Genomic DNA, 2,121 nt, shown 5'->3' on the forward strand with positions numbered 1-2,121 from the left:
CGCCCTCACCCTTCCCATCGCTGACGCGATGGGCCCCTTCCCTCTCCCAATGGGAGAGGGAGATTTTGCGCGCACCCATCACTTGCGCGCCCATGGGCGGCCGCTGGCGGTTTCTTCGGCGATCATTTGCGCCTGCTGCTCGCGCAAATGCCACGGCATTTCCTCGAACACGCCATCGAACAGACTGTCGAGCGGCTGGTGCAGGCCGTGGCCGAGCACGCCGTTCGCCTCGGCTTCCTTCTGCGCGGCCTTCACTTGCTCCGCCAACTCCTTGTCCTGCGCTGCATGGCGTTCCTCGTCCCATTCGCCGATCGCGATGAGATGATCCTTCAACCGCGCGATCGGATCGCCCAGCGGCCAGGCCGTCGGCTCACCCGCCGAGCGATATTGCCCCGGATCGTCCGAAGTCGAATGGCCTTCGCGCGATAGGTGAAATGCTCGATCAGCGTCGGCCCCTGGTTGGTGCGCGCGCGCTCCGCCGCCCAGGCGGTGGCGGCATAGACCGCCAGCGCGTCATTGCCGTCGACGCGAAGCCCGGCGATCCCATAGCCGACCGCGCGCGCCGCGAAGGTCGTCGATTCCGCGCCCGCAAACCCGGAGAAGCTCGAAATCGCCCATTGATTGTTGACGACGTTGAAGATCACCGGCGCGCGGTAGACGCTGGCAAAGGTGCAGGCCGAATGGAAATCGCCCTCGGCGGTCGATCCCTCGCCGCACCAGGTCGCCGCGATGCGCGTATCGCCCTTGGCAGCACTCGCCATCGCCCAGCCGACCGCCTGCGGATATTGCGTCGCCAGATTGCCCGAGATCGAAAAAGAACCCCGCTTCCTTGACCGAATACATGATCGGCAATTGCTTGCCGTGCAACCGGTCGGCGGTGTTCGAATAGATCTGGTTCATCATGTCGACCATCGACCAGCCGCGCGCGATCAGCAGGCCCTGTTGGCGATAGGAGGGGAAGCACATGTCTTCATAATCGAGCGCAAAGGCGGCGGCGACCGCGACCGCCTCCTCGCCGGTGCACTTCATGTAGAAGCTGGTCTTGCCCTGGCGCTGCGCGCGGAACATGCGCTCGTCGAACGCGCGCACCAGCGCCATGCTGCGCAACATGCCCCGCAGCATATCGGGCGACAGCCGCGGGTTCCACGCGCCGACCGCCTGGCCGTTCTCATCGAGCACGCGCACCAGTTGATAGGCGAGATCGGTGAAGCTCTCGGCATGGTCGGCAGTGTCGGGCCGCCGCGTTTCGCCTGCGGGTGGAATCGCCACCTGCGTAAAATCGACCGTGTCGCCGGGCCGGAATTTGGGTTCGGGCACATAGAGCGACAAAGGCGGCAAATTGGGCTTCAAATGCGCAGGAACGCGGTCGCTTGCCATGATCTCTCCAAACGGGGCGTGCGCTGTACCAACGCTCGGGCACGCAGAAACGCTCTTTCGAATCGTTGTTATAAAATTTCGTGAGCTTTGGCGAGAGGGGCGAACGCGGGGAAACGACGGACCGTCCCAATTGCGATAAGGGGCCGCTTGACTCGGGTCACACAAACAGAACAAAATAGGAACGAACCTATTGTGCGAGTCGTGGCCGTGTCCTGTCCTGCCATCCCCTCCTCGGCCATCATAGCCGAGCTTCGCGAAAGCCTGAAGAAGGTGGAACGTGACGGGCTGCGTCGTCGCCCGGTGCTGCCCTTCGGGATCGGCGCGATCGACGAGAAGCTGGCGCCCGGCGGGCTCCGGCTCGATTCGCTGCATGAGATCGCCGCCGCCAGCGCCGCCCCGTCGGACGATGCCGCCGCGACGCTGTTCATGGCCGGAATCGCGGCGCGCGCCTGGGGCCCGGTGCTGTGGGTGGTGCGGCGGCGCGATCTGTTCGCGCCAGGGCTGTACCAGGCCGGGCTCGCCCCCGAACGGCTGATCTATGCCGAGGCGGCCGACGATGCCGAATTGCTCGCCTTGATGGAGGAGGGGCTCCGCCACCGTGGCCTTGGCGCGGTGGTCGGCGAAGTGAAGCGCGCGGCGATGCCCAATACGCGGCGGCTGCAACTGGCGGCGGAGGGCGGCAAGACGATTGCCTTGCTGCTCAAGCGCCATGCCCGCGCGGCGACGGATAAAGGCGGTGGCAAT

1 protein-coding gene and 1 pseudogene are annotated in these 2,121 nt (G+C 65.4%); one reads left to right on the plus strand and one right to left on the minus strand.

Translation table 11 applies throughout. The annotated features are described in order from the left end of the window. Positions 1 to 78 precede the first annotated feature (78 nt). Positions 79 to 1,377, minus strand: a pseudogene (locus NW75_RS20070) (3-methyl-2-oxobutanoate dehydrogenase (2-methylpropanoyl-transferring) subunit alpha). A gap of 201 nt (positions 1,378 to 1,578) precedes the next feature. Between NW75_RS20070 and NW75_RS20075 the strand changes: the two are divergent. After that, the coding region (locus NW75_RS20075; RefSeq protein ID WP_231565350.1) for an ImuA family protein at positions 1,579 to 2,121 on the plus strand (543 nt) is incomplete at its 3' end.

It is taken from the genome of Sphingomonas sp. Ant H11, from assembly GCF_000797515.1.
Taxonomy (GTDB): domain Bacteria; phylum Pseudomonadota; class Alphaproteobacteria; order Sphingomonadales; family Sphingomonadaceae; genus Sphingomonas.